General features: G+C 70.0%; 14 protein-coding genes and 1 pseudogene. 11 read left to right on the top strand and 4 right to left on the bottom strand.

Annotated features, from left to right (window positions below; genetic code table 11):
- Positions 1-93 precede the first annotated feature (93 nt).
- A pseudogene (locus ACFQUZ_RS31930) lies at positions 94-525 on the bottom strand (GyrI-like domain-containing protein); the annotation flags it as partial.
- A 275-nt stretch (positions 526-800) separates the two neighbouring features.
- Here ACFQUZ_RS31930 and kdpF point away from each other — a divergent pair.
- The 7 genes from kdpF to ACFQUZ_RS31895 all read left to right on the top strand — a co-directional run bounded on the left by kdpF (position 801) and on the right by ACFQUZ_RS31895 (position 9,146).
- The gene (gene kdpF, locus ACFQUZ_RS31925; protein WP_074475088.1) at positions 801-890 is read left to right on the top strand and encodes a K(+)-transporting ATPase subunit F; all 90 of its coding nucleotides are present in this window, start codon (positions 801-803) and stop codon (positions 888-890) included.
- The gene (kdpA, locus tag ACFQUZ_RS31920) at positions 890-2,545 is read left to right on the top strand and encodes a potassium-transporting ATPase subunit KdpA (RefSeq protein ID WP_377448953.1); all 1,656 of its coding nucleotides are present in this window, start codon (positions 890-892) and stop codon (positions 2,543-2,545) included. The genes kdpF and kdpA overlap by 1 nt, the downstream gene beginning before the upstream one ends.
- A 20-nt stretch (positions 2,546-2,565) precedes the next feature.
- Complete coding sequence (gene kdpB, locus ACFQUZ_RS31915; protein WP_377448956.1) at positions 2,566-4,773, top strand: potassium-transporting ATPase subunit KdpB; 2,208 nt, start codon at positions 2,566-2,568, stop codon at positions 4,771-4,773.
- Complete coding sequence (locus tag ACFQUZ_RS31910) at positions 4,773-5,654, top strand: potassium-transporting ATPase subunit C (protein ID WP_377448951.1); 882 nt, start codon at positions 4,773-4,775, stop codon at positions 5,652-5,654. The genes kdpB and ACFQUZ_RS31910 overlap by 1 nt, the downstream gene beginning before the upstream one ends.
- Positions 5,655-5,735: 81 nt before the next feature.
- A complete protein-coding gene (locus ACFQUZ_RS31905) occupies positions 5,736-8,291 on the top strand; it encodes a DUF4118 domain-containing protein (RefSeq protein ID WP_377448949.1) in 2,556 nt (851 codons plus the stop codon).
- The gene (locus tag ACFQUZ_RS31900) at positions 8,288-8,971 is read left to right on the top strand and encodes a response regulator (protein ID WP_377448947.1); all 684 of its coding nucleotides are present in this window, start codon (positions 8,288-8,290) and stop codon (positions 8,969-8,971) included. Before ACFQUZ_RS31905 ends, ACFQUZ_RS31900 begins: the two co-directional genes overlap by 4 nt.
- A gap of 16 nt (positions 8,972-8,987) precedes the next feature.
- Positions 8,988-9,146: a hypothetical protein gene (locus ACFQUZ_RS31895; RefSeq protein WP_377448945.1), complete on the top strand. Its 159-nt coding sequence runs from the start codon at positions 8,988-8,990 to the stop codon at positions 9,144-9,146.
- 445 nt (positions 9,147-9,591) lie between these two features.
- Here the strand turns inward: ACFQUZ_RS31895 and eno are convergent, their stop codons facing one another.
- Both eno and recQ read right to left on the bottom strand, forming a co-directional pair.
- The gene (gene eno / locus ACFQUZ_RS31890) at positions 9,592-10,881 is read right to left on the bottom strand and encodes a phosphopyruvate hydratase (RefSeq protein WP_377448943.1); all 1,290 of its coding nucleotides are present in this window, start codon (positions 10,879-10,881) and stop codon (positions 9,592-9,594) included.
- A gap of 200 nt (positions 10,882-11,081) precedes the next feature.
- Positions 11,082-12,920 carry a DNA helicase RecQ gene (gene recQ / locus ACFQUZ_RS31885; protein ID WP_377448941.1) on the bottom strand — a complete coding sequence of 613 codons (1,839 nt, stop codon included), beginning with the start codon at positions 12,918-12,920 and terminating at the stop codon, positions 11,082-11,084.
- A 278-nt stretch (positions 12,921-13,198) separates the two neighbouring features.
- Between recQ and ACFQUZ_RS31880 the strand changes: the two genes are divergently transcribed.
- Positions 13,199-13,570 (top strand): ArsR/SmtB family transcription factor, encoded by a 372-nt coding sequence (locus ACFQUZ_RS31880; protein ID WP_377448939.1) that lies wholly within the window; start codon positions 13,199-13,201, stop codon positions 13,568-13,570.
- A gap of 182 nt (positions 13,571-13,752) precedes the next feature.
- On the opposite strand, the gene ACFQUZ_RS31875 is transcribed toward ACFQUZ_RS31880, so the two are convergent.
- Positions 13,753-14,442 carry a VanZ family protein gene (locus ACFQUZ_RS31875; protein ID WP_377448937.1) on the bottom strand — a complete coding sequence of 230 codons (690 nt, stop codon included), beginning with the start codon at positions 14,440-14,442 and terminating at the stop codon, positions 13,753-13,755.
- A 262-nt stretch (positions 14,443-14,704) separates the two neighbouring features.
- On the opposite strand from ACFQUZ_RS31875, the gene ACFQUZ_RS31870 reads away from it, so the two are divergent.
- The 3 genes from ACFQUZ_RS31870 (at position 14,705) to rph (ending at position 19,869) form a co-directional block, all read left to right on the top strand.
- Positions 14,705-15,445: a spermidine synthase gene (locus ACFQUZ_RS31870; RefSeq protein ID WP_377448935.1), complete on the top strand. Its 741-nt coding sequence runs from the start codon at positions 14,705-14,707 to the stop codon at positions 15,443-15,445.
- Positions 15,446-15,529: 84 nt separating this feature from the next.
- The gene (locus ACFQUZ_RS31865; RefSeq protein ID WP_377448933.1) at positions 15,530-16,822 is read left to right on the top strand and encodes a GAF domain-containing protein; all 1,293 of its coding nucleotides are present in this window, start codon (positions 15,530-15,532) and stop codon (positions 16,820-16,822) included.
- Between the two features lie 449 nt (positions 16,823-17,271).
- Entirely contained in the window at positions 17,272-19,869 is a 2,598-nt protein-coding gene (gene rph, locus ACFQUZ_RS31860) for a rifamycin-inactivating phosphotransferase (protein ID WP_377448931.1), read from the top strand.
- Positions 19,870-20,108: the final 239 nt, after the last annotated feature.

Raw genomic sequence — 20,108 nt, 5'->3', positions numbered from 1 at the left:
CGACAAACTCGCGGTTCGGTACGAGGCCACCGCCACCATCAGCATGATCGACATCTGGCTCCGACGACTCGTGCGGCACTTATGACACACGGCCTAGGTGGTGACCGGCTGTCGGAGGATGGTGCGCTGCTTGTCGGGTGCGACCCTGCGGAAGTCGCTGAGATAGATCTCGTGGTGAGTGCCGACCATGCGAAAACCTTGGTCGGGGATGACCTCGTGATGCAGTTGCGAGAGCACGTCTGCTTCGTCGTCGAAGGAACCGACGTGCAGCGTCTGCATGCACCGCCCCTCGGACAGCGTCTCAAGACGGACGTCATCCAGACGCGCCGGCTGGTTGTTTGCCCGGGCTTGCTCGACAGCGGTGATGAACATGGCCTGGTTGATCCAGTCCGGGACCATGAGCATCAGCGTCCAGTCCCATTGCGACTTGTCCCGCGCCGCTGTGAAGGAGGCCATGTCCTCGGCCCACCACAGGCCTTCAAGAGGCGGGACGACGTAGTCGCGTCCTCGGTCTCGCTTGGAGCCGCCTGAAGGAGCGGCACGGGCTGGCGTGGCCGGGGTCACCTGATCGGGGAGCGGCGTGAAAAGGGCGTAAAGATTCGCCGGGTCCCCGTGATGTTCGTGTGATAGCCCCTGTCGTTGGGGTGTGGGTGGCGTTGTGATTGCTCGGCGCGGCTGACAGGAGGCCGTGATGAACCGTTGCGGATCGAGGAGCCAGACGTGTCTGACGTGGTGTTCGTGGTGTTGACGGTGGGGCTGTTCGTGGCTCTCGCCCTCGTGGTGAGGGGTGTGGAGAAGCTGTGAGCGCCGTCAATGCCGTCGGTCTGGTGCTGGCGATCGGCCTGGCCGTGTTCCTGGTGGTCGCCCTGCTGTTCCCGGAGCGTTTCTGATGACCGTGACGACAGCCGGCGTGCTCTTCATCCTTTCCCTCGTGGTGGCGCTGGCCGCCGTCCACCGGCCGTTCGGTGACTACCTGCACCGGACGGTGACCGGGCAGCGGCACTTGCGCGTCGAGCAGGTCGTCTACCGGCTGGTCGGGGTGAACCCGGCCGCCGAGCAGAACTGGGGTGTGTACGCCCGCGGTGTGCTGGCCTTCTCCGCCGTGTCGATCCTGTTCCTCTACGGGTTCATGCGCCTGCAGAACCACCTGTGGCTCTCGCTCGGCTTCGACCCGGTGATCACCCACGGTGCGTGGAACACCGCCGTGTCCTTCGTGACCAACACCAACTGGCAGTGGTACTCGGGTGAGTCGACAATGGGTCACCTGGTGCAGATGGCCGGCCTGGCGGTGCAGAACTTCGTTTCCGCCGCCGTCGGCATCGCGGTCGCGGTCGCGCTGGTTCGAGGGTTCGCCCGGGCCCGCACCGGAGAGCTGGGCAACTTCTGGGTCGACCTGACCCGGATCACGCTGCGGATCCTGCTGCCGATCTCGGTGCTCGGGGCGCTCGTGTTGATGATCGGCGGCGCGGTGCAGAACCTGTCGGCCGGCACCGAGATCACCACCTTGACCGGTGGCAGCCAGACCATCACCGGCGGGCCGGTGGCCAGCCAGGAGGTGATCAAGGAGCTGGGCACCAACGGTGGCGGCTTCTACAACGTCAACAGCGCCCACCCGTTCGAGAATCCGACCACCTGGACGAACTGGCTGGAGATCTTCCTGCTCCTGCTGATCCCGTTCAGCCTGCCTCGGGTCTTCGGCCGCATGGTCGGGCAGAACAGGCAGGGCTACGCGGTCGTGGCCGTCATGGCGGTTCTGGCGATCGCCAGCATCACCCTGACCAACATCTTCGAGCTGACCGGCAACGGCACGGTCCCGCAGGCGGTCGGCGCGGCCCTGGAAGGCAAGGAGGTCCGGTTCGACGTGTCGAACTCGGCCACCTTCGCCGCCTCGACCACGCTCACCTCCACCGGGGCGGTCAACTCCTTCCACGACTCCTACACCGCGCTGGGCGGGATGATGCCGATCATCAACATGATGCTCGGCGAGGTGGCCCCCGGTGGCGTCGGCGCCGGCCTGTACAGCCTGCTGATCCTCGCCGTGATCACCGTGTTCGTGGCCGGTCTGATGGTCGGCCGGACCCCGGAGTACGTGGGCAAGAAGATCAGCTCCCGCGAGATCAAGTTCGCCTCGCTGTACTTCCTGGTCACCCCGGCCCTGGTGCTGGTCGGCACGGCGGCGGCCTTCGCCACCGGCAACAACTCCACCGCACTCAACGTCGGCCCGCACGGCCTGTCCGAGGTGCTGTACGCGTTCACCTCGGCCAGCAACAACAACGGCTCCGCCTTCGCCGGCCTGACCGTGAGCACGCCGTGGTGGAACACGGCGCTGGGCCTGTGCATGCTGCTCGGCCGATTCCTGCCGATCATCCTGGTGCTCGCCCTGGCCGGCTCCCTCGCGCGCCAGCAACCCACCCCCGCCTCCGAGGGCACCCTGCCGACCCACCGGCCGCTGTTCGTCGGGATGGTCGTCGGCGTCACGGTGATCCTGGTGGCGCTGACCTTCCTGCCCGTCCTCGCGCTCGGCCCCCTGGCTGAGGGGCTGTGACACCCATGAGAGAGAACGACATGACCACCTCCACGCCGGCGCCGCACGGCACCGCCGAGGCGGCGACCGCCGGCGCCCCCGCCACCCAGGGAAACCGGGGCGGTGGACTGCTCGACCCGAGGCAGCTCGCCCGGTCGCTGCCCGACGCGCTGCGCAAGCTCGACCCGCGCACCCTGTGGCGCAACCCGGTCATGCTGATCGTCGAGATCGGCGCGGCTTTCACCACCGCTCTCACCATCGCGGACCCGTCGGTGTTCGCGCTCGCGATCACCGTCTGGCTGTGGCTGACCGTCATCTTCGCCAATGTGGCCGAGGCGGTGGCCGAGGGCCGGGGCAAGGCGCAGGCCGCCGCCCTGCGCCGGGCGAAGACGGACACCGTCGCCACCCGTGCCCTGGGCTGGACCCCTGGCGCCGCTCCCGGCACCTACCGCACCGAGTCGGTGCCCGCCCCGCAGCTGCGGCAGGGTGATGTCGTCGTGGTCGAGGCCGGGGAGATCATCCCGGGCGACGGGGACGTGGTCGAGGGCATCGCCAGCGTCGACGAGTCGGCCATCACCGGTGAGTCCGCGCCGGTGATCCGGGAGTCCGGCGGTGACCGCAGCGCGGTCACCGGCGGCACGAGGGTGCTCTCCGACCGGATCGTCGTGCTGATCACGCAGAAGCCGGGGGAGAGCTTCATCGACCGGATGATCAACCTGGTCGAGGGGGCCAACCGGCAGAAGACCCCGAACGAGATCGCGCTGAACATCCTGCTCGCCGCGCTCACGATCATCTTTCTGCTGGCCGTGGTGACCCTCCAGCCGCTCGCGATCTTCTCGAAGAACTTCCAGGGCGCGGCGCCGGACACGCAGGCGATCACCGACGCCGGCGTCAGCGGGATCGTGCTGGTGTCGCTGCTGGTCTGCCTGATCCCGACCACGATCGGTGCGCTGCTGTCGGCGATCGGCATCGCCGGGATGGACCGTCTCGTGCAGCGCAACGTCCTGGCGATGAGCGGTCGTGCCGTCGAGGCCGCCGGCGACGTCAACACCCTGCTGCTGGACAAGACCGGCACCATCACCCTGGGCAACCGGCAGGCCGCCGAGTTCCTGCCGATCGAGGGCGTGGACGTGGCCACCGTCGCCGACGCCGCGCAGTTGTCCAGCCTCGCCGACGAGACCCCAGAGGGTCGCTCGGTGGTGGTGCTGGCCAAGAACGAGTTCGGTCTCCGGGAACGAGAGCCGGGGCTGATCCCGCACGCCACGTTCGTGCCGTTCACGGCGCAGACCCGAATGAGCGGCGTCGACCTGACCCCGGACGCGACCGTCGACGGCGGCGTGGCCGGGCCGGTGCGGCGGATCCGCAAGGGCGCCGCCGCCGCGGTGATGAAGTGGGTACGCGACAACGGCGGCCACCCCACCGAGCAGGTCGGCCAGCTCGTCGACGAGATAAGCGGCATCGGCGGCACCCCCCTCGTCGTCGCCGAACACCTCGGCGGCGAACCGGCCCGTGCGCTGGGCGTGATCCATCTCAAGGACGTGGTGAAGGCCGGCATGCGGGAGCGCTTCGACGAGATGCGGACGATGGGCATCCGCACGGTGATGATCACCGGTGACAACCCGCGCACCGCGAAGGCCATCGCCGACGAGGCGGGCGTGGACGACTTTCTCGCCGAGGCCACTCCGGAGGACAAGCTCGCCCTGATCCGCAAGGAGCAGGAGGGCGGTCGGCTGGTCGCGATGACCGGCGACGGCACCAACGATGCCCCCGCGCTGGCCCAGGCCGACGTCGGCGTGGCCATGAACACCGGCACGTCGGCCGCGAAGGAGGCCGGTAACATGGTCGACCTCGACTCCGACCCGACCAAGCTGATCGAGATCGTGGAGATCGGCAAGCAGTTGCTCATCACTCGGGGCGCACTGACCACCTTCTCGATCGCCAATGACATCGCGAAGTACTTCGCGATCATCCCGGCCATGTTCGCCGGCATCTACCCGAGCCTGGACACGTTGAACGTCATGCGGCTGTCCAGCCCGGAGTCGGCGATCCTGTCCGCGGTCATCTTCAACGCGATCGTGATCATCGCGCTGATCCCGCTGGCGCTGCGCGGTGTCCGTTACCGGCCCGCTGTCGCGTCCCAACTACTCAGCCGCAACCTGCTGATCTACGGCCTCGGCGGCATTGTGGTGCCGTTCGTCGGGATCAAGCTCATCGACCTGCTCATCCAGCTCATCCCAGGGATCTCGTGATGCGCCTACCCACCTGGCTCGCCCAACACCTCGCGGCACTGCGCGCGCTGCTCGTCTTCACCGTGCTGCTCGGCCTCGCCTACCCGCTCGCCCTTGTCGCCGTCGGTCGGATCCCCGGCCTCGCCGACAACGCCGACGGTTCGCTGCTGACCGTTGACGGACGAACGGTAGGCAGCGCGATCATCGGACAGTCCTTCACCGACGCCGACGGCAACCCGGTCCAGCGCTACTTCCAGTCCCGCCCCTCCGCCGCCGGCGACGGTTACGACCCCACCTCCACCAGCGCCAGCAACCTCGGCCCGGAGGACATCATCGACACCCTCGCCACCAACCCCGACGACACCACGCAGAGCCTGCTGACCCAGGTCTGCGCCCGCAGCAGATCAATCGGCGAGCTGAACGGCGTCGACGGACGCCGCCCGTACTGCACCAGCGACGGGGTGGGGGCGGTGCTGGCGGTGTTCCGCCGCGACGGGCTGACCGGCCCGGTCACCCGGGTGGTAAGCGTCAACCAGACCGCACCCGCCACCTCCTTCCTCGCCGAGTACGAGAACGTGCCGGTCGAGCTCGCCACCCCCGGCGAGGACTACCGCGCCGCCGGAGCGACAATCGTCCCGATCCGGGGCGACGCCCCCGCCGAACCCGAGGTGCCCGCCGACGCGGTCACCGCCAGCGGCAGCGGCCTCGACCCGCACATCTCCCCGGCGTACGCGAAAATCCAGGTCGCGCGGGTGGCCCGCGAGCGCGGCACCGACCCGGCGGCGGTCCGGCGCCTGATCGAGGAGCACACCATCGGCCGGGCGCTCGGCTTCATGGGTTCGCCGGGAGTGAACGTTCTGGAGCTCAACCTCGCGTTGGACGAACAGTTCCCGACACGCTGAACACGACCGCGCGGGGCTGGGCCGCCACTGGTGTCCCAGCCCGGCGCGGATCCGCCGCTCACGCCTGGAGAGGATTCCGCTGTGCCACGAGGGGAACTGCGCATCTACCTCGGTGCCGCGCCCGGCGTCGGTAAGACCTACGCCATGCTGGAGGAGGCTCACCGGCGCGCCGAGCGCGGCACCGACGTGGTGATCGGGTTCGTCGAGACCCACGGCCGCCAGCACACCGCCGCGATGATCGGTGACCTGGAACAGGTGCCCCGGCGCACGATCACCTACCGAGGCGCCGAGTTCACCGAGATGGACCTCGATGCGGTGCGCACCCGCCGCCCCGAGGTCGCCGTGGTCGACGAACTGGCCCACACCAACGTGCCCGGCTCCCGCAACGACAAGCGCTGGCAGGACATCCAGGAACTCCTCGACGCCGGGATCACCGTCCTGTCCACGGTCAACATCCAGCACCTGGAGTCACTCAACGACGTCGTCGCCCAGATCACCGGCACCACCCAGCGGGAGACCGTCCCCGACGCCGTCGTGCGCGCCGCCGGACAGGTCGAACTGGTCGACATGACCCCCGAGGCGCTGCGCCGGCGAATGGCCCACGGCAACATCTACCGCCCCGACAAGATCGACGCCGCGCTCGGCAACTACTTCCGCATCGGCAACCTCACCGCCCTGCGCGAACTGGCCCTGCTCTGGCTCGCCGACAAGGTCGACGAGCAACTCGACGCCTACCGGGCCCAGCAGGGCATCTCCGCCACCTGGGAGGCCCGCGAACGGGTCGTCGTCGCCCTCACCGGCGGACCCGAGGGTGAAACACTCGTGCGGCGCGCGGCCCGCATCGCCGCACGCAGCAAGGGCGCCGACCTCCTCGCGGTGCACGTCGCCCGAAGCGACGGCCTGGCTGGCGCCGACCCCGCCCAGCTCGCCCGGCAGCGGGTGCTCGTGGAGAGCCTCGGCGGCACCTACCACCAGGTCCTCGGCACCGACATCCCCGCCGCGCTGCTCGACTTCGCCCGCGGCGTCAACGCCACCCAACTCGTCCTCGGCGCCAGCCGCCGCGGCCGGTTCGCCCAACTGTTCTCCCGTGGCGTCGGCGTCACCACGACCGCGCTGTCCGGGGCCATCGACGTACACCTGGTCACCCACGCCGAAGCCGGCCGTGGCCGGCGCGGCGCCGCGGTCCCGGCGGCGCTGTCCCGGCGCCGCCGACTGTTCGGCTTCGCGCTCGCCGCGCTAGGAATGCCGCTGCTCACCCTGGTGCTGAAGGCACTGCCCGACCTCACTCTCACCAACGACATTCTGATCTTCCTCGCCGCTGTCGTCGGTGTCGCGCTCGTCGGCGGGCTCTGGCCGGCCCTGCTCGCCGCGCTCGGCGGTTCCCTGCTGTTGAACTGGTTCTTCACGCCACCCTTCTACACGCTCACCATCGCCGAGGCGGACAACCTGCTCGCGCTGGGCGTCTTCGTGGGCGTCGCCGTCGCGGTGAGCTGGGTGGTCGACATCGCCGCCCGGCGCACCCGCGACGCGGCCCGCGCAGCCGCCGACGCGCAGACCCTCGCCACCGTCGCCGGCAGCGTCCTGCGCGGACAACGCCCCCTGCCGGCGCTGCTGGAACGGCTCCGGGAGACCTTCGCGCTGCGCGCGGTAAGCGTCCTGGAACTGACCACCGACGCGGCCGGACGCCCGGGTCGGGACCGCGAGGAAGACGCCTGGCGGGTCGTCGCCGGCGTCGGCGACGCACCAGCCCGCACCCCGAGCGCCGGCGAGACGACCGTACCTGTCGACGACCGGCTCACCGTCGTACTCGCCGGCCGCCGGCTGGAAGCCGCCGACCGGCGCATCGTCGAGGCGTTCGCCGCGCAAGCCGCCGTCGCGCTCCGGCAGGAACGCCTCGCCGAAGAGGCCGCCACCGCCCGACCCCTGGCCGAGGCCGACCGGATGCGCACCGCGCTGCTCGCCGCCGTCAGCCACGACCTGCGCACCCCCCTCGCCTCGGCGAAGGCCGCGGTGTCCAGCCTGCGCAGCCACGACATCGACTTCGACACCGAGGACCGGGACGAACTGCTGGCCACCGCCGATGAGTCCCTCGACCGGCTCGGCCGCCTCGTAGCCAACCTGCTCGACATGAGCCGCCTGCAGGCCGGGGCGCTGGGCATCAACGCCACCGCGATCGGCCTGGAGGACGCCGTACCCCGAGCGCTGGACGAACTCGGCCCCCAAGCCGCCGACGTCACCACCGACATCCCCGCCGACCTGCCCGCCGCCACCGCCGACCCGGGCCTGCTGGAACGCGTCCTGGTCAACCTCGTCGCCAACGCCCTGCGCCACAGCCCACCCGGACAACCACCTACCATCACCGCCAGCGCCCACTCCGGCCAGGTCGAACTCCGCGTCATCGACACCGGCCCCGGCATCCCGCAGGACCAGTGGGACCACGTCTTCCTGCCGTTCCAGCGCCTCGGCGACCGCGACAACACCACCGGCGTCGGCCTCGGCCTCGCCCTGTCCCGCGGACTCGCCGAGGCCATGGGTGGCAGCATCACCCCGGAGACCACCCCCGGCGGCGGACTCACCATGGTGCTACGACTGCCCGCCGCCACACCGGCCGTACCCACGGAAGGCCTGCGGGAATGACCCGGATCCTCGTCGTCGACGACGAACCCCAGATCCTGCGCGCCCTGCGCATCAACCTACGCGCCCGCGGCTACGACGTCGACGTCGCCGCCACCGGTGCTGCCGCGCTCAAGGCCGCCGCGAGCCACCCGCCCGACCTCGTCGTGCTCGACCTCGGACTGCCCGACCTCGATGGCGTCGACGTCATTCGTGGGCTGCGCGGCTGGACCACCGTCCCGATTATCGTGCTCTCCGGCCGCGCCGGCAGCGACGACAAAGTCGTCGCCCTCGACGCCGGCGCCGACGACTACGTCACCAAACCCTTCGGTGTCGACGAACTCCTCGCCCGCATCCGCGCCGCCACCCGCCGCCACGCGACCGGCACCGACCCGGCCAGCCCGACCGCGAGGCTCGGCCGGCACACCGTCGACCTCGCCGCCCGCACCGTCACCCACGACGACGGCACCGTGATCAAACTGACCCCCACCCAGTGGAGCGTCCTCGAAGCACTGCTGCGCAGCCCCGGGAAGCTGATCAGCCAGCGCCAACTTCTGCACGATGTCTGGGGCCCGGGGTACGAGACCGAGACCGGCTACCTGCGCCAGTACCTGGCCCAGCTACGCCGCAAACTCGAACCCGATCCCACCCGCCCCCGCCACCTCATCACCGAACCCGGCATGGGCTACCGCTACCAGCCATGAAACGGCAGGACCCAGCATGGACCTCCTTGCGTACGCAGCCCTGGTCGTTCTCGCCGTCGCAGCGATCATCCTCGCCGTCGCCGCCGGGGTGGGCCTGCTGAACCGGACACCCCTTCGCCGCCCACCCCACACCCCGGCGCCACAGAACGACGACGACCATCCGCGAGGCCAATAGAGATCTGCCACAGCAAGCGACCTCCGCGCGACGGCCGCCAGCCGCTACGTGAGGTGACGCCGCCCGGGATCGCTGCAGGCCACCACGGTCCCCGCATCGCTGGCGATGATGCCGTGAGAGCTTGCGGTCCATGACCCTGACCTGCCCGACGGCTGCGCCGCGGCCATGTGCCGCAGGTAGCCGGCGCGCCAGCGGGTCCCGCGCGTGCTAGGCCGGACACCGACATGGCAGCGGCGTAGCCGCCGGCTGCGGCATCCCGCGCAGGTGATCGCGGTCGGTTTCGGCATCGCGGTCGGCATCGGCACCGGCCTGTTGTCGCTGCCCGTGGCCACCCGCTCCGGCGAGCGGACCGGCCTGGTGGATGCCCTGTTCACCGCGACCTCCGCAGTCTGTTATCGGACCCGTGGCGGGTGTTCGGAGTCCGGTAGGCGAGGATGGTGGTCGTTCAGGACACCGCCTGCCCGGTCAGGGTCGCCTGGCCGGCGTAGCGGGCGGCGGAGCCCAGTTCTTCCTCGATCCGGATGAGCTGGTTCCATTTACTGGTGCGGTCGCTGCGGGACAGGGACCCGGTCTTGATCTGGCCGCAGCCGGTCGCCACGGCCAGGTCGGCGATGGTGGTGTCCTCGGTCTCGCCGGAACGGTGTGACATCACCACGCTGTAGCCCGCCTCGTGCGCGGTCCGGGTAGTCGTCAGCATCTCCGACAGGGTGCCGATCTGGTTGACCTTGGTCAGGATCGAGTTCGCGATACCCGCCTTGATGCCCTGGGTCAGCAGCGTCACGTTGGTGCAGAAGACATCGTCGCCGACGAGCTGGACTCGCTTACCCAGCCCCTCGGTGATCGACTTCCACCCGTCGAGGTCGTCCTGCGCGACGCCGTCCTCGATCGAGACGATCGGGTACGCGTCGACAAGCGCGGCGAGGTAGGCGACATGTTCCTCGACGGTGCGGACGCGGTCCTCGCCGCGGTAGTGGTAGGAGCCGTCGTGGTAGAACTCGGAGGCGGCCGGGTCGAGCGCGATCGCGATATCCGTGCCGGGGGTGTAGCCCGTGTCGGTGATCGCCTGGGCGACGAAGGCGAGAACTTCCTCGGCGGTGGCCAGGTTCGGTGCGAAGCCGCCCTCGTCGCCGACGTTTGTGTTGTGGCCGGCTGCCCGCAGCGCCCCGCGCAGCGTGTGGAAGACCTCCGAGCCCATCCGGACCGCGTCGGCGAGGGTCTCGGCGCCGACCGGCGCGATCATGAACTCCTGGAAGTCGAGCGGGTTGTCGGCGTGCGCGCCGCCGTTGATGATGTTGAACAGTGGCAGGGGCAGCAGGGTCGCGTCGGCCCCGCCGAGGAACCGGTACAGCGGCTGGCCGGCCGAAGCCGCTGCCGCCTTCGCCACGGCGAGGGAGACCCCGAGGGTGGCGTTCGCGCCCAGCCGGGACTTGTTCGCGGTGCCGTCGAGGGCGATGAGCGTTTCGTCGACTGCCGACTGTCCGGCGGCGTCCAGGCCGGTGACGGCGGCGGTGATCTCACCGTTGACGGCGTCCACCGCCGCCCGTACACCCTTGCCGTGGTAGCGGCGCGGGTCGCCGTCGCGGCGCTCGACCGCTTCCCGGGTGCCGGTGGATGCACCTGACGGCACGGCCGCCCGCCCGAGTGAACCGTCGTCGAGGACGATGTCGACCTCGACGGTGGGGTTGCCTCGACTGTCGAGGATCTCCCGGCCGTGCACCTTGACGATATTCGACATGGATCAACCTCCGGGTCACGAGCCGCCCGGACGCTTCGAGGCGTGGCGACGAGGCACCGGGACGTGGGCGAGGTGGGAACCCCACGCTCGACCGCGTTGTCGATCATGAGTCGGCCAAACTATACCCATGGCGGGGCAACCGAGGGTTGGGGAGGTGGACTACCGACACGGTCATGACCGGCCGGCCCGTCCCGGTACGGTCAGCCGGCGAGGGCGGCGAGGAGTTGCTCGCCGTACCTGGCCAGCTTGTTCTCTCCGACCCCGTTGACCCGGGACAGGTCGGCCAGCGTCGCCGGCGGGTCGGCGGCGATCTGCCGCAACGTCGCGTCGTGGAACACCACGTACGCCGGCACGCCCTGCTCCTTGGCGGTGGCGGCCCGCCAGGCGCGGAGCCGCTCGAACACCGGCTCGGCGCCGGCCGGCAACTCGATGGCCGTGCCGCCAGCGGACCGGGCCTTCGCCGTCCGGGAGGGGGACGTCGGCCGCTCGGGCTCGCGGCGCATCGACACCGTACGGCGGCGGCTCAGCACCTCGGTGCTGGTCGCGGTGAGCACCAGCGTGCCGTATTCGCCCTCGACCGCGAGCAGCCCCTGGGCGAGTAGCTGCCGCACCACGCCACGCCATTCGGCCTCGGACAGCTCGCCGCCGATGCCGAACACGGTGAGCGAGTCGTGGCCGTACTGTTTGACCTTGTCGGTGTGCCGGCCGAGCAGGATGTCGACGCATTGCCCGACGCCGAACTTCTGATTGCGTTCGCGCTGCAGTCGCAGCACGGTCGACAGCAGTTTCTGCGCCGGGATGGTGCCGTCCCAGGACTCCGGCGGGGTGAGGCAGGTGTCGCAGTTGCCGCACGGGGAGCCGTCCTGGCCGAAGTAGCGCAACAGCTGGACCCGGCGGCAGTCGACGGTCTCGCAGAGGGCGAGCATGGCGTCCAGGTGGGCGGCGAGCACCCGTCGGCGGCCCGGGTCGCCGTCCGAGGACTGGATCATCTTGCGCTGCTGTACGACGTCCTGGAGACCGTAGGCCAGCCAGGCGGTGGACGGCAGCCCGTCCCGGCCGGCGCGGCCGGTCTCCTGGTAGTAGCCCTCGACGGACTTGGGCAGGTCGAGGTGGGCGACGAAACGAACGTCGGGCTTGTCGATGCCCATTCCGAAGGCGATGGTGGCCACCATCACCAGACCGTCCTCGCGCAGGAACCGTTGCTGGTTGGCGGCGCGGGTGGCCGCGTCCAGGCCCGCGTGGTAGGGCAACGCGCTGATGCCGTTGCGCATCAGGAACTCGGCGGTCTTGTCGACGGACGCCCGGGACAGGCAGTACACGATGCCGGCGTCCCCAGGATGCTCGGTGCGCAACAGGTCGAGCAGCTGCCTACGCGGCTCCCGCTTCGGCACGATGCGGTACTGGATGTTGGGCCGGTCGAAGCTGGCCACGAAGTGCCGGGCCGCCGTCAGGTCCAGCCGGGTGGCGATCTCGGCGGCGGTCGCGGTGGTCGCGGTGGCGGTCAGGGCGATCCGGGGTACGTCCGGCCAGCGCTCGTGCAGCATCGACAGTGCCAGGTAGTCGGGGCGGAAGTCGTGCCCCCACTGCGCGACGCAGTGCGCCTCGTCGATGGCGAACAGCCCGATGGTTCCCCGGTCGAGCAGGTTGACGGTGGACCGGCTGCCCAACGCCTCGGGTGCCAGGTAGAGCAGGTCGATCTCGCCGGCGACGAACGCCGCCTCGACCTGGCGACGTTCGGCCGGGTCCTGCGTCGAGTTGAGGAAACCGGCCCGCGCCCCGACCGCGGTCAACGCGTCGACCTGGTCCTGCATCAGCGCGATCAACGGGGACACGACGACGGCGACACCGGGCCGCACCAGTGCCGGGATCTGGTAGCACAGCGATTTGCCCCCACCGGTGGGCATCAGCACGAGAGCGTCCCCGCCGGCGACGACGTGCTCGATGATCTCCCGCTGCTCGCCCCGAAAAGCGTCGTAGCCGAAGACCCGCCTGAGCACCGCCAGGGGCGACTCGGTCCGCACGTCGGCGAGGGAGTCCATCCGTCGGAGTCTACGGAGCCCGCCGACAGTTCCTGCCCGCGCCGGGCTCAGATACCGTCAGCGAAGGCACTCCGGATGCGAGGCACCGGTTTCTGGGGGCCCGCCGTTTCGGATCTTCGCGCCGAGCGAGGTCACCCTGCTCACCCTCCGAGCCGGGTAGCCGGGGCGGGGTCCCGTGGCATCCACCCTCTGCGGGCCTCGGCGAGCGGCGCGGCTTCCGTGAATCCATGGTGATCCACCCCTCGTTTTGACCTCCGACAGGGGGTGTTGCTGCAACGATGCAAGGCGTGGGAACTGTGAAGACGACGATGCCCGTCATTTCGCCCCTTGCCGGTGAGCCGATCAAGCGTGCCGACGCCGAGCGGCTGGCGGGAGTGCTCAAGGCGTTCGCTGACCCGGCCCGGTTGCGGCTGCTCAGCCTGATCCAGGCGTCGCCCGCGGGAGAGGCGTCCGTGAGCGACCTCACCGCGCCGCTCGGACTGTCCCAGCCGACCGTGAGTCACCATCTCCGGATCCTCACCGAGGCTGGCCTGATCGAGCGTGAGAAGCGTGGCGTCTGGGCGTACTACCGGCTGGTGCCGTCCGCCATCGCCGCGATCGCCGAACTGTTGACGCCGCCCCGCAAGCGGGCAGCGAAGAAGGCCCGCTGACCGGCGTCATCGAGGCACATCGCACCGCGTTCCGGGGCTCCCGGCACCACCAGCCGCCGGGAGACCACCTACGGCGAGCCGGGAAGCCGGACCGTGACGAGGAGACCGCCGTGGGGCTGGGCACGCGGTCGAGGTAAGGGTCGGCACAGGTCCCGTTGCTGGATGCGCCGCGGGACACCGGCTCAGCGCACCCGTTCCGGGGCGCGGCGTGACTGGTCCGGGTCGCGCCACCAGCGGCGCGACGCAAGTCCGGCCAGCGCCGCGCCAGCGGCGTTCACCAGGACGTCGTCGACGGAGGACACCCGGTCCAGCCGCAGGACGTACTGGGCGATCTCGATGACGACCGAGCAGCCCGCCCCGAGCGCCAGGATCCGCGGCAGGGACGCCACCGCCGTGAACCGGATCGGGGCGAAGAACCCCAGCGCCGCGAAGAGCAGCAGGTTGCCGCCGATCCCCAGCGGCCCCATCGTCACCAGGTCTCGTAACGGGAGCAGGCTCACCCGACCGGGGACGACGCCGGCCCCCGGACCCGGCATCAGGGTCAGCCACACGAGCGGCGCCGTCCCGTACACCATGCCCACCTCGGCCAGCGACATCCGCCACGGCGACATGACGCCGGCGGCACGCCGGTAGCGTGCCAGAGCCCACGCCACCAGAGCGGCCAGCGGCAGCCCGACCAGCATCATCAGCAGGACACCGTTCTCCGTGTCGAAGCAACCGTGCCACCGCCCGGCCAGGCACGCCGGAGCCGACATCAGGAGCGGTCGCCGCACGGTGAACGCCATCCCCGCCAGGCCGAGAGCCACCAGACCGACGAGCACCATCTCGCGCGTACGGCGAGGCGGTGCTGGCCCCGATGCGCTCCGCTTCATCCCCCCAGGAGAGAAGACGGGCCGTTGCGGTGGCGTATGCGGTACTGGATACACCCGCGATATACCGGATTCCGGACGTCCGGTTTCTCGCCGCCGAGCCGACCCCTGCCGAGGGGCGGTTAGCCTGAACGGCAGCCGGTCGCCCGGCGAGGTGGTCAGAAGCCGGGGAGGCGGGTGGGGTGCCGACGAATGGTCCACCGCAACCGAGGGGGCCAGCCAGGAACGGCTGCGAGGTGTCCCGCCGCAGACGCGAGGAGAGACGATGGGTCGGCGGTTCGAGGAGATCGATTGGCGGGAGACCCCGATCGGTGCCATCAGCCTGCGTCGACGGTTGGACCCCGTCCTCAAGGTCGACGTCTACGAGGTGAAGCTGGACGACGAGTTCCTGATGTCGAGCCTGTTCACGGTGGCCGAGGTCGAACTCGCCCGACTCGCGCTGGCCGAGCTGTCCGAGGACGACCTGGACGTCGCCGTCGGGGGCCTTGGCCTCGGATACACCGCCGCGTCCGTGCTCGACGACCCCCGGGTACGGACTCTGACGGTGATCGAGGCGCTCGGTGAGGTGATCTCCTGGCACCAGCGCGGCGTGCTGCCCATGGCCGACCGACTCGTCGGGGACCCACGTTGCCGTCTGGTCCAGGGTGACTTCTTCGCCATGGTGGACGAATCCGCAGGTCTTGATCCCCAGACTCCCGGTCGCCGGTTCCACGCGATACTGGTCGACATCGACCACACCCCGCGACACGTCCTGCACCCCAGCCACGCGGCGTTCTACACCTCGGCCGGCTTGCGCCGGCTCGCCGCGCACCTCCGGCCGGGCGGAATTTTCGCGCTCTGGTCGGACGATCCGCCTGACGACCGGTTCGCCGCCGTGCTCACCGAGGTGTTCGCTGCCGTACGGGCGCACGTCGTCACCTTCGACAACCATCTGACCGGCGGCACAAGCGCCAACACCGTCTATATCGCCGCCAGGGCCACAGCGGGCACGACGGCCGACGGGTGAGCACGGGCGCGGTGGTAAGAAGACGGACGGCTCGGCGGGAGGGGTAGCGTTGCCGGCTGGCGCGTACGAAAGGCGGACCACCACATGACGGCGGTATCAGGTCAGCGGTCGGTTGCCGCGGAGCCGGCGCTCGCCGAGCCAGCGGCGGACGAGGACCTGCAGACGTTGTTCGGGCAGTCCATGGCCGTTTTCGCATCGCTCACGGGACCGGCGCACCTGCTGGAGACGGCGAATCCGGCGTTTCTCGCCATTGTCGGCGAGGAACGGGTTCGCAACGGGGTCGCGCTTGCCGAATTGATGCCCGAGCTGGCCGGTCAAGGCCTGATCGAGCTGCTGAACCAGGTCTACCGCACGGGGGAGTCCCGAACCGGTCGCGACGTCCACGTCATGCTGGGCACCGGACCGCACGGCCGGGAGGCGTCCTTCGACTTCACCTACGAGCCGCGTCGAGACGCCGACGGCGACGTGACCGGCATCCTCGTGATCGGCGTCGAGACCACCCAGGTCAAGAATGCCCAGCGGCTGATGGCGGGACACCGCGCCCTGCTGGAGCAGATCGCCCGCCAGGCACCACTGGCCGAGGTGCTCGACGGAATGGCCCGCTGGATCGAGAATCTGGCCCCCCAGGAGGTGCTCGTATCCGTCCTGCTCGCCGACCCTGACGGCGGACACCTGCGCCACGGCGCCGCGCCCAGCCTGCCCGACTTCTACAACCAGGCCATCGACGGGATCGCCACCGGAGAAGGTGTCGGCTCCTGCGGCACCGCCGCACACCGGCGGGCACCGGTCGTCGTCACCGACATCGCCACCGATCCGTTCTGGAACGACTTCCGGGACCTGGCCGAGCGGGCCGGCGTGGCCGCCTGCTGGTCCACGCCGATCCTGGCCCGCGATGGCAGCCTGCTGGGCACCTTCGCCATGTACCACCGCACCCCCCGCGTGCCGCGGGACAACGATCTCGCGCTCACCCGTGTCTTCACCGGCACCGCGGCCCTGGCCATCGAACGCCACCACATCGAACAGGCAAAAGCAGCCGCCGAAGCGCGCGCCAAGGCAGCTCACGAGGAGTTGACCAAGGCGGTACGCGCCGAGCAGAAGCTACGCGCCGAGGCCGAACAGCGCGCCACGGCCGCCGCCGACCTCACCGCCCGGATGCGCGCCGCCGCGGCGGCGCAGGCCGCCACGCCGCACCCCGAGCACTGTCAGCTCGGCGGCGCCCAGGGCTGCACCGCACCGGCCGAGATTAAGATCGCCGACTCGTGGGGAGACGCGGCGTGGGGCTGCCCCGCCCATGTCGAGGAAGCCATCATCAACGTCCGGTCGGTGTTCATCGCCAGCGAGGAACTCGGCGGCCTGGCCGCCTACCTCAACCGCTGACCCCGCTGTCGCCGCTGGCCGCGTCCCGTCGCGACAACGGCGGAACGTCATTCGCGCAACCCGATCACGCGGGGTCATTGCGGCCGGGACGAGAGCGGACGCTTCACGGCGGACCACTCCCTGCCGCAACTCCGGGGGTCAGTGCCACAAACGCAACAAAGGCGTGCCACAAAGACAAAGGCAAGAAGCTCCGCTTCTTGCCACTTCTAACGTATACCGCATCGGGGGGCTTGCGGCAAGACCCCGCTTATGCCGCAGAATCGTCGGCCGGACTCGCCGCCGACGAGAAAATGGGGGGACGACGTGCGGGTGTTGTTGTTGACATACGGGAGACGACGCGACCGCGGACCGCTGACGGGCCGATCGGTGCGGTGGCGCGCCGTCGGTGCGGAACGCGGGACGCCGATGGTCGTCGCGCTGACGACCACGGCTGCCCCGGAGGGTTCACGGTGATCAAGCGGTACGTGTTGGATCTACGAGAGGTCGACGAGACGCAGGTCGCGGTCGTCGGCGGCAAGGGCGCGCAGTTGGGGGCGCTGACGCGCGTCGACGGCATCCGGGTGCCGGCTGGCTTCTGCGTTACGACGGACGCCTTTCGGCGGATCACGGAGGAAACGTCGTCGATCGACGATCGGCTCGATCGGCTCTCCCGCCTTCGCCCGGATGACCGGGAGCAGATCCGGACGCTCAGCGCGGAGATCCGCCGCGTCATCGAAGGGACCGCCATACCTGACGATCTCGCGGCGACGATCGGCCGAGCACTCACCCAGTTCGGCGAGCAGGCAGCCTACGCGGTCCGGTCCAGCGCGACGGCGGAGGACATGCCGACGGCCTCGTTCGCGGGCCAGCAGGACACGTACCTGAACGTGGTGGGCCCCGCCGCGGTCCTCCAGTGCCTCAGCAGGTGCTGGGCCTCGCTGTTCACCGAGCGGGCCGTTACCTACCGCCAGCGCAATGGCATCGACCACCGGACGGTCCACATGGCCGTGGTCGTGCAACAGATGGTCTTTCCCGACGCCGCCGGCGTCCTGTTCACCGCCGATCCCGCTACGGGAAACCGGAAGGTCACCTCCGTGGAGGCCAGCTTCGGCCTCGGGGAGGCCCTGGTCTCCGGTGTGGTGAACGCGGACGTGTTCACGGTGCGCGACGGCGAGGTCGTCGGCAGGGCGGTCGCCACCAAACAACGGGCCATTATCGCCTCGCCGGGAGGGGGAACGCGGGAGCAGGCCGTCGGCATGGCGCGGCAGGAGCAGCCCGCGCTGACGGATGCGCAGGTCGTGCGACTCGCGACGCTCGGCCGACGGATCGAAGCACGCTTCGGCTGTCCACAGGACATCGAATGGTGCCTGGCCGACGGTGACTTCCAGATTGTCCAGAGCCGGCCGATCACGACACTGTTCCCCGTGCCGGCGGGCGGTGACGGGGAGAACCACGTGTACCTGTCCGTCGGACACCAGCAGATGATGACCGACGCCATGAGACCCCTGGGGCTGTCGATGTGGCGGCTGACGGCCCTGGCGCCGATGCACGAGGCCGGCGGGCGGCTGTTCGTCGACGCCACGCCCCGGCTGGCCTCGCCGACGAGCCGCGCCGGCCTCCTGGAGCTCGTGGGGAGATCTGACCCACTGATGAGGGACGCGCTGGAGACCGTCCTCGACCGTGGTGACTTCGTCCGGTCGATCCCGGACGATGGTCCCGGCGGGCCACCCGCTGGCGGGCAACCGGCCCCGATCGAGACCGATCCGGCGATCGTCACGAACCTGATCGAACGCAGCCAGGCGTCGATAGCCGCCCTGCGACGCGATGCCCGGACGGTGTCCGGGCCGGCGTTGTTCGACTTCCTGCTGACGGCCTTCGAGGAGCACAAGCGGGTTCTCACTGATCCGCTGAGCATGCAGGTGATCATGGCGGGGATGGAGGCCACCTGGTGGCTCAACGACAAGTTGGAGGAGTGGCTGGGCGAGAGGAACGCGGCCGACACGCTCACCCTGTCCGCACCCGGCAACGTCACCTCGGAGATGGGACTGGCGCTCCTCGACGTCGCCGACGTGATCCGGCCGTATCCGGAGGTGGTGGCGTTCCTGCGTGACGTCGACGACGAGGACTTCCTGGACGACCTGCCGAAGGTCCCGGGCGGGACCGAGGCGCGCGCGGCTATCGAGGCCTACCTCGACCGGTACGGCATGCGTTGTGTCGGCGAGATCGACATCACCAGGCCGCGGTGGAGCGAGCGTCCCACCACTCTCGTGCCCGTGATCCTCGACAACGTCAGGCATTTCGAGCCGGGTGCCGCCAAGCGGCGCTTCGAGCAGGGACGGCTGGAGGCGGAGAAGAAGGCGCGGGAGGTGCTGACGCGCCTGCGGGCCCTGCCGGACGGGGAGCGCAAGGCCAGCGAGGCCAAGTGGATGATCGACCGGGTACGGACCTTCATCGGGTACCGGGAGTACCCGAAGTACGGCATCGTGAGCCGTTACCTCGTTTACCGGCAGGCCCTGCTGGCGGAGGCCGACCGCCTCGTAGACACCCACGTCCTCCGCGAGAAGGAGGACGTCCATTACCTGACGTTCCAGGAGTTCCATGATGTCGTTCGCACCGGCCGGGTGGACGACGGGCTCATCCGCCAGCGCAAGGAAACCTTCCGGTCGTACCAGACGCTCACGCCACCTCGGGTGCTCACGTCGGACGGTGAGAGCATCGTTGGAGCGTACCGACGCGACGGTCTGCCGAGCGGAGCCCTGGTCGGGCTGCCGGTTTCCGCCGGGACCGTCGAGGGGCGGGCCCGGATCATCCTGGACATGGCCCGAGCCGATCTTGAGCCCGGGGACATCCTCGTCACGGCTCACACGGATCCCAGCTGGACGCCCCTGTTCGTCGCCGTCACAGGACTGGTGACGGAGGTGGGCGGCCTGATGACCCACGGCGCGGTGATCGCCCGGGAGTACGGTCTGCCGGCCGTCGTGGGCGTCGATGGGGCTACCCGGAAGATCCGGGACGGGCAGCGGATCCGCGTCCACGGAACCGGCGGGTACGTCGAGATCCTGCCCTGACCGACGTCCACGGCAACGTATTCGACGACCAACCACCGGGGCCCACGTCCGGGCGGGCTCGGCCTGACCGAGCCCGCCCGTCCGCTAGCTCCGTCGGACCGGAGCCGCGTCATGCCGCTAGCGTTGCAGGGTCAGCAGCCCTGGCCGGTACGGCAGGAGGCCGTAGTCGCCGCCGGAGTTGGGGCTGCGTCCCTGGTAGAGCAGTTGCAGGTTGCAGGGGTCAATGGTCATGGTCTGGT

Origin of the sequence: Plantactinospora sp. GCM10030261, from assembly GCF_042666615.1 — a bacterium.
Classification (GTDB): Bacteria; Actinomycetota; Actinomycetes; order Mycobacteriales; family Micromonosporaceae; genus KBS50.
The sequence above is the reverse complement of the archived record's forward strand: the minus strand, read 5'-3'. Positions and strand labels throughout refer to the sequence as shown.